We start from the raw sequence: 7,299 nt of genomic DNA on the forward strand, positions 1-7,299 counted from the left end.
CGCCGCTTTATCGCCATCCTCTCCCCCCCCCCCCCCCCCCCCCCCCCCCCCCCCCGCCGCCCCCCCCCCCCCCCCTCCCCCCTCCCCCCCCCCCCCCCCCCCCCGCCCCCGGTGCGTCAGGCCGCGCCGACCTTCTCCAGGAAGTCGTCCAGATTGACGTGCAGCCGCTCGATCTGCTCCTCCAGCGTGAGCGATTCCTCGTAGCGCAGCCCCAGTCCGGTCTTCTTCTTCCCGCGGACGTAGAGCGAGCAGGCGAGGTCCGCGCAGAGGTACGCGCCGACCGTGTTTCCCTGCCGGCCGGAAGCGCCGACCTTCGGTGCGGCGAGGAGGGCAACGCCCGTGCCGGGGTGGCCGGTTGTGCATATGGTGCAGATATTCGTCTTGGTGAAGCTGCGGCGGACGCCCTGCGGGGCCCGCAGGGTGACGCCCACCAGCTTGCCGTCCCGCTCGGCGACCAGGTAGCCGCGGTCCGGGGCGCCCGGGTCGCGCCAGCCGAGGAAGTCGAGATCGGCCCAATCGCGTTCGGCCAGATCCCGGGGGACGCTGATCCTGCGGGCCTCGCCCTTCGAGCAGTTGACGAAAGAGGCGCGAATGTCCTCTTCGGTGAGTGGTTCCATGATGGATGAAACTAACATCGGCTCGGCGGCGCGTCGCATGAATATTCCGCGGGTCGCGCCCCTGCCGGGCCTCCGCTATCCCTTGGCTTCCGCGCAGCACTCCACCACGGCCGTGGTGAACGGGAACCGTGTGGGAGTGTCACCGAAAGCCAGGCACCCCGCCCGGTTCCCGGCCGCCCGGATGGCGTCCGCGACCGCCTCCGCCTCCTCCTGCGGGCAGTGCACGATCACCTCGTCGTGCTGGAAGAACACGAGCTCGGCGCGGAGCCCGTCGAGCGCCTGCCGCAAGGTGGCGAGGACGATCAGCGCCCAGTCGGCGGCGCTGCCCTGGACGACGAAGTTGCGGGTGAAGCGGCCCCGCGCCCGGGCGCTCGCCGTGCTGCCGCGGGGCGCGGGCGCCTCCTCCTGGGGGATCCCCGCCTCGTCGTCGACGGCGGTGGACGCGGGAGGGCAGGTCCGGCCCAGCCACGTCCGCACCAGCCGGCCTTCCTCCCCCGCGCGTGCGGCGTCGTCCACGTACGCCACGGCCCGGGGAAAACGGCGGCGCAGATCGGCCATGTGCTTCAGGCCGTCCCCGGAGGTCTGGCCGTATATCGCTCCGAGCATCGCCAGCTTGGCGCGCTCACGGTCGCCGGAGAAGGCGCGCTCGGCCAGGTCGGCGTACAGTCGCGGCCGCTGCCCGCGACGTCCATCAGCCCCGGGTCACGGGAGATCGCCGCCAGTACGCGGGGTTCCAGCTGGTCGGCGTCGGCCACGACCAGCCGCCACCCGGGATCCGCGATCACCGCGCGCCGGACCACCCGGGGGATCTGCAGGGCCCCGCCGCCGTTGGTGGTCCACCGGCCCGAGACCGCGCCACCGGGCAGATACTCGGGGCGGAAGCGCCCGTCGTGGACCCAGGACTGCAGCCACGACCAGCCGTGGGCCGTGTGCAGGCGGTAGAGCTTCTTGTACTCCAGCAGGGCCGGGACGGCCGGATGGTCGACCCGCCGCAGCTCCCACGCCCGCGTGGACGACAGGGCGAAGCCCGCGCGGGTGAAGGCCCTGACGATGTCGGCGGGCAGATCGGGCCGCACGGGCTCCCCGAACGCCTCCGACACCTCCTGTGCCAGTTCGGCCAGCCTCCGCGTCTCCTGGCCGCCCGGGTAGCGCTCGCCCAGCAGCTCGTCGAGCAGCTCGCGGTGCACGTCGGCGCGCCACGGCACCCCGGTCCGCCGCAGCTCGGCCGCGACCAGCGTGCCGGCCGACTCGGCGGCGATCAGCAGCCGCATCCGCCCCGGGTGCCCGGTGCGCTCCGTACGCGCCAGTTGATCCGCGTAGACCTCCAGCAGCGCGTCCAGCTCGTCGACCCCGGGCGGCAGCGGCACCGGTCCCGGTGCGAACAGCGACGGCTGGGTCTCCGCCGCCTGCACCGGGGGATCGGCCGGCACCGGCAGCCGCCGCAGCCGTGCCCACGCCGCGGCCAGTGAACGCGGCTGGCCCGACTGCCCTTCCTCATGGCCGATCAGCAGACTCTCGGCGGCCTCGACGTCGTAGCACCGCTCGACGCGCGCACCGGCCGCGAGCAGCGGGCCGTACGAGCGCGCGGTGGACCGCCACACCCACCGGTCGGCCTCCGGCCGCGCCCGTACGGCGTCGGCCAGGCTCCGCTCGGTCACCACCGGCCCGGCGGGCCGCCCGGCGCCGTCGAGAGGGCAGAGCCGTACGCCCTCGCCGCCTGTCTCCTCAGCCACTGCCCATCTCACGCCCGAAGTGTCGCACCGGGGTCTGACATCGCCTGCCTGCGACGATGCCCGGCCCCGCCGCCGCGCCGCCGGCCTCTGACAGGCCGCGCCCCAGGGCGCGGGCGAGGCGGGGGCGTGCATGCGGCACGGAATGGCGGGCAGGCGACGGGTCGACATCGCGTGTGTGTCTTCAACAGAGGAGAAGTCCATGTTGCTCGCCCACCCCGCTGTTCTGGACGACCTCGTGCAGCGGTACACAGCGCTCGAACAGGCTCTGGTGACAGGCGACGCGGACCCGGCCATACGGCAGAAGATGGCCGACGTCGTCTATACGTTGTGCGTCTCGACCGGCACGCGCGACATCGACGCGGCTCTGATCGCCGCACGCCATCGCCTGCCGGGCGCCCGCGTCGAGGACGACAGCGTGGCCACCGCGGGCTGACGCATGTCGCTCCTCCTGCGGCCGCCGGACCGTATGCCTCTCCCGCACGGCGGCGCCGACCGGGCGGTGGTAGGAAGGAACGGGGACCGGTCCCATCTCCAGGAGCGGCGGATGAGCCCAGAGAGCGCCGCGGCCGGCGCCGCCGAGATCGTCCTCGGCCCGGACCGCCGTTCCGGTGGCGGGGAGGACGAACCGCGGGCGGGCCTCGCCGAGAGCCCCCGGCGGATCCCCCATCGCTATGGGTACGACGCGGCCGGATCCCGCCTCTTCGAGGAGATCAGCCGCCTGCCCGCGTACTGCCCGCCCCGCGCGGAACGCAGGGTGCTGCGGGACCACGGTGCTGACATGGTGCGGCTGTCGGGCGCCGGCGAACTCGTGCACCTCGGGGTCGGCAGCGCGGAGAAGCCGGAGATCCCGCCGGCCGCCATGGAAACCGGTGGGCCGCTCCGCGCGTACACGGGGATCGACGTGAGCGTGCGGCCGATGCGGGAGGCCGCCCGCCTCACGATCGTGCACGGTGATTTCGCCACCGCGCTCCCGTGGCTCAAGGGCCGCGGAACTGGGTGCCTCATGGCGCTGCCCGGCAGCACCTTCGGCTGCCTGACGCCACCCGAGCAGCTGGAGTCCTTCGGGTTTCTGTGCCGACGGCACTGGGTGGAGGAGGAATTCCAGTACGCGGCCCTGCTGCTCAGCTGAGGCGGACAGCGCATGGATCCCGCCGGACGAAGGAAGGCAGGCGATCACCGGTGGAACGGCCCCTCGCACGCGGCGAGTTGTCCGCGGCGCTGCTCGACGCGCTGAAGCACGAGCCGCGACAAGGACACAGAACGCTGCCCGGCCCGGAGGCGACGGAGGCCGCCGACCCGTACGGCGACGACCTCCACCTGGCCCTCTATGTCTGCTACGAGCTCCACTACCGGGGCTTCGACGGCGCCCCGGACAGCTGGGAATGGGACCCGGAACTGCTGCGCCTGCGCGCCGCGCTGGAGCGGCGCTTCCTCGACCGGCTGCGCGCCGACGTCCCGGTCGCCGGTGATGTGGCCACCGCGCTGGAGGGGCTGTTGGTGGAACCGGCGGACGGCACGGGCCCCTCGCACTTCCTCCAGGACGAGGGGGAGTTGTGGCACCTGCGGGAATACGCCGCGCACCGCTCGCTCTACCAGCTCAAGGAAGCCGATCCGCACGCCTGGGCGATCCCCCGGCTGACCGGCCGGGCCAAGGCCGCCTTCGTCGCCGTCGAGTACGACGAATTCGGCGCGGGCCGTGCCGAGCGGGTGCACGCGCAGCTGTACGCCGACCTCATGAGGGACCTCGGGCTCGACGACGCCTACGGGCGCTACCTCGGCCACGCCCCGGCGGCCACGCTCGCGACAGTCAACGTCATCTCGCTGTTCGGGCTGCACCGCGCGCTGCGCGGCAGCCTCGTCGGGCACTTCGCGACCGTCGAGATCACCTCGCCGCCGGGCGCCCGGCGGCTGGTGAAGGCGATGGAACGGCTGGGCGCGGGCCCGGCGGCGGCGCACTTCTACGCCGAGCACGTGGAAGCCGACGCCGTGCACGAACAACTGGTGCGCCGGGAGGTCATCGCCGACCTCCTGTGCCGGGAACCGGAGCTGGCGGCGGACATCGCGTTCGGCATCGCGGCCACCGAGTGGCTGGAGGAGCGTCTCGGCGCCTCGCTGCTCAGCGCCTGGCGGGAGGGGGAGTCCTCACTGCGCCTCCCGCTGTGACTCCTCAGCGGGGGAGTGGCGGCGCGCGCCGGGGCCGGGGCGACCGCGGGCGCGGTGGCTGGTGTCGCACCAGGGGAAGAGCCGGCTCCGCCGGCAAGCGCACAGCGCGACCACGGGGCGGTCCGACCGTACGACGGTGCCGTCCTCCAGCACCACCTCCACGGGACCCTCGATGAGGAACGGGCCCCCGGGCTCCCGGGACACCCGCCGCGCGGTGCCTTCCCGCGGGGCGGTCCCGGGGTCAGGCCGGGTGTCGGGCACGGATCACCACCAGCTCCTCCTTGTCCTGAGGGGGTCGCAGGATTCCGCGCGCCCTGAGCCAGTCGGCCCGGGAGCGCAGCACCGGGCCGAAGGGGACGAGCCTGCGCTCGGTGATCTCGGCGGCCAGCCCCGCGTCCGCCAGCAGGCGCAGGGTGGTCTCCGGGTCGCTCAGCGTGGAGTGCACGAGCAGGAACACGCCGCCCGGCCGCAACAGGGCGGGCACGCCCGCGCACAGGCGGTCCAGCAGGACGCGGCCGTCGCGACCCGCGTCCCACGCGCGGGCCGCACCCCGGGCGGGCGGCTCCACGCGATGCGAGGGCACGTAGGGCGGATTGGCCAGCACCAGGTCGAAGAGCTGCCCCGCGACCGGGGCCAACAGGTCGCCGCGCCGGACGTGGACGCGGCGGCGGGACAGTGCCGCGTTCACCCGGGCGGCGAGGACGGCGCGGCGTGAGATGTCGATGGCCACCACCCGCGACGCGCCCGCGCGGGAGGCGGCGAGCGCGAGTACGCCGGTCCCGGTCCCCACGTCCAGGACGTGCAGGCCGGGAGGCCGGCTCTCCCGCCGGAGGGATTCCTCCAGGAGTGCGGTGTCCTCCTGGGGCTCGTAGACACCAGGAGGTTTGATCAGCCACATGTACCCCCGGGTATCCCTTCGCGGCCCGGCGAAACGCTGCCTCGGTCCGGGTTGTGACGAGTCCGGGCCGCGATGAATCCGGCTGTGACGAATCCGGGCCGTAACGAATCCGGGCCATGTCGAAGAGGACCACTCAGGGTGCGGAACCGGACTCCTGGTGCGGCACGGACTGGACGGTCGGGACGGTCGGAGGCGGGAGGGTGGCCGCCTCCCGCTGTTCCCGGGCGTAGAGCGGTGCCGGGTCGGGAAGCCGGGGGAAGGAGCGGTCGTGCCGGCCGAGGCGCAGCGCCGCCGTCAGGTCTCCCACGGTCCTGCGGCGCCAGGGGCTGATGTTGGGTTCGCGCACGCCGAACCGCCGCTCCAGGAATCGCAGTGTGGAGGTGTGGTCGAAGACCTCACCGCACACCCGGCCTCCGCGGCTCCATGGTGAGATCACCAGCGCGGGCACGCGGAAGCCCAGCCCGACGGGCCCGGCGATGCCCGAGGCGCCGTCCGGCAGCGGGGAGGCGGTGACCCATTCCCCGGGTGTCCCCTCCGGCGCGGTGGGCGGGGGCACGTGGTCGAAGCGGCCGTCGTTCTCGTCGTAGTTGATGACGAAGACGGTCCTGGCCCATACGTCGGGGCGCGAACCCAGCGCGTCCAGGACGGTGTGCATGTACAGAGCGCCGGCCGCGGGGAAGTTGTCGGGCTCCTCGGACGCCTCCGGGAGCCCGTAGACCGACGGCAGGTACTGGGCGTCCAGCCAGGTGACCGATGGCAGCCGGTCGCCGAGGACGAGGTCGGCCACCTGGGACGGCGAGTAGGGCACCATCGCGTTGTCGTACAGGGGATCGCCCGGCCGGGCGTCTTGGAACGCCTTGAACCAGCCGAGGTCGGTGTCGGGCGGATAGGCGGTGCAGTAGCGCCAGCTGACGCCGGCCGCCTGGAGCCGCTCCGGGTAGGTGGTCCACCGGAACCCCGTGGAGTGGTTGTCCACGACCGGGCCGCCGCGCGTGCCCTCCGGGTCGATGGTGCCGCTGATCGCCATGACCCGGTTGGGGTGGGTCGGCCCGAGCACCGAGGAGAAGTAGTGGTCGCAGACGGTGAAGGCGTCGGCGAGCGCGAAGTGGAACGGCAGGTCGTCGCGGGTGTGATAGCCCATCGTGAACGGGCCCTTGACCGGGCCGTCCGCGGCGCGGTGCGTGGGCACCCAGTTGTCCATCCGGCCGCCGTTCCAGGACAGGTGCTGCGACTGCCATGAGTGGCTGGTGCCGTAGGCGCGTGCCGAGTTGGTCGTCGTGGTGTCGTTGTGGAACGGCAGGAGATAGCCGTCGGGGTGCTCCGGGTCCGGCTGATAGAACACCGGGCGCCCGGAGGGCAGGGTGACGGCGTCGGGGTCGTCGAAGCCGCGGACTCCGTCGAGCGTGCCGAAGTAGTGGTCGAACGACCGGTTCTCCTGCATCAGGAAGATGACGTGCTCGATCTGGTCGAGCGAGCGCAAGGCGCTGTCGGGCGCCGCGAGGGCCTTGCGCATCGACGTGGGCAGTGCGGACAGCCCCGCCGCACCGGCCGTCGCCGAAGCCGCGGTTCTCAGGACGCCGCGCCGGGAGATGCCGTGGACCGGATCTTCGTGCATTGCCTCACTCCTCGGAGCGTGGAGGGCGTGTACACAGAAGTGGCGGATCCGACTCCGCCGCATGGGCATCGTATGGCGCGTTCCGCGCGTGCTCGCAAGGTGGTTGGGGCAACGGGCGGGTGACGTTGCGGCCCCGGCATTCCCGGGCGCGAGATCTTTCCGTCGCAGTGCGCGGAAAGGGCGGGGGGGGGGGGGGGGGGGGGGGGGGGGGGGGGGGGGGGGGGGGGGGGGGGGGGGGGGGGGGGGGGGGGGGGGGGGGGGGGGGGGGGGGGG

At 73.5% G+C, this 7,299-nt stretch carries 7 protein-coding genes and 1 pseudogene; 3 read left to right on the top strand and 5 right to left on the bottom strand.

Annotated elements, in window-relative coordinates; translation table 11 throughout:
• Positions 1-116: 116 nt before the first annotated feature.
• Together ACZ4A5_RS31405 and ACZ4A5_RS31410 are read right to left on the bottom strand one after the other, a co-directional pair.
• On the bottom strand, positions 117-617 hold the full coding sequence (locus ACZ4A5_RS31405) for an FBP domain-containing protein (protein ID WP_467591737.1): 501 nt from the start codon (positions 615-617) through the stop codon (positions 117-119).
• A 75-nt stretch (positions 618-692) separates the two neighbouring features.
• A pseudogene (locus ACZ4A5_RS31410) lies at positions 693-2,362 on the bottom strand (bifunctional 3'-5' exonuclease/DNA polymerase).
• Between the two features lie 187 nt (positions 2,363-2,549).
• Here ACZ4A5_RS31410 and ACZ4A5_RS31415 point away from each other — a divergent pair.
• The 3 genes from ACZ4A5_RS31415 (at position 2,550) to ACZ4A5_RS31425 (ending at position 4,513) form a co-directional block, all read left to right on the top strand.
• Positions 2,550-2,783, top strand: a complete 234-nt coding sequence (locus ACZ4A5_RS31415) for a DUF5133 domain-containing protein (protein ID WP_467591739.1) — start codon at positions 2,550-2,552, stop codon at positions 2,781-2,783.
• 111 nt (positions 2,784-2,894) lie between these two features.
• Entirely contained in the window at positions 2,895-3,479 is a 585-nt protein-coding gene (locus ACZ4A5_RS31420; RefSeq protein WP_467591742.1) for an L-histidine N(alpha)-methyltransferase, read from the top strand.
• A 50-nt stretch (positions 3,480-3,529) separates the two neighbouring features.
• On the top strand, positions 3,530-4,513 hold the full coding sequence (locus ACZ4A5_RS31425) for an iron-containing redox enzyme family protein (protein WP_467591745.1): 984 nt from the start codon (positions 3,530-3,532) through the stop codon (positions 4,511-4,513).
• Here ACZ4A5_RS31425 and ACZ4A5_RS31430 read toward each other — a convergent pair.
• From ACZ4A5_RS31430 to ACZ4A5_RS31440, 3 genes are all read right to left on the bottom strand, one after another.
• Positions 4,493-4,774 carry a CDGSH iron-sulfur domain-containing protein gene (locus tag ACZ4A5_RS31430; RefSeq protein ID WP_467591748.1) on the bottom strand — a complete coding sequence of 94 codons (282 nt, stop codon included), beginning with the start codon at positions 4,772-4,774 and terminating at the stop codon, positions 4,493-4,495. The two genes, ACZ4A5_RS31425 and ACZ4A5_RS31430, sit on opposite strands and share 21 nt — an antisense overlap.
• Positions 4,755-5,411, bottom strand: a complete 657-nt coding sequence (locus ACZ4A5_RS31435) for a HemK2/MTQ2 family protein methyltransferase (RefSeq protein WP_467591751.1) — start codon at positions 5,409-5,411, stop codon at positions 4,755-4,757. The genes ACZ4A5_RS31430 and ACZ4A5_RS31435 overlap by 20 nt, the downstream gene beginning before the upstream one ends.
• Before the next feature lie 133 nt (positions 5,412-5,544).
• A complete protein-coding gene (locus tag ACZ4A5_RS31440; protein ID WP_467591753.1) occupies positions 5,545-7,026 on the bottom strand; it encodes an alkaline phosphatase family protein in 1,482 nt (493 codons plus the stop codon).
• Positions 7,027-7,299: the final 273 nt, after the last annotated feature.

This window comes from Streptomyces sp. NPDC025618, from assembly GCF_055558795.1.

What these genes read in the sequence shown, in the direction of transcription:
- ACZ4A5_RS31435 (WP_467591751.1), bottom strand. Translation starts at nt 5,411, where the DNA reads ATGTGGCTGATCAAACCTCCTGGTGTCTACGAGCCCCAGGAGGACACC.
- ACZ4A5_RS31405 (WP_467591737.1), bottom strand. Translation starts at nt 617, where the DNA reads ATGGAACCACTCACCGAAGAGGACATTCGCGCCTCTTTCGTCAACTGC.
- ACZ4A5_RS31415 (WP_467591739.1), top strand. Translation starts at nt 2,550, where the DNA reads ATGTTGCTCGCCCACCCCGCTGTTCTGGACGACCTCGTGCAGCGGTAC.
- ACZ4A5_RS31440 (WP_467591753.1), bottom strand. Translation starts at nt 7,026, where the DNA reads ATGCACGAAGATCCGGTCCACGGCATCTCCCGGCGCGGCGTCCTGAGA.
- ACZ4A5_RS31420 (WP_467591742.1), top strand. Translation starts at nt 2,895, where the DNA reads ATGAGCCCAGAGAGCGCCGCGGCCGGCGCCGCCGAGATCGTCCTCGGC.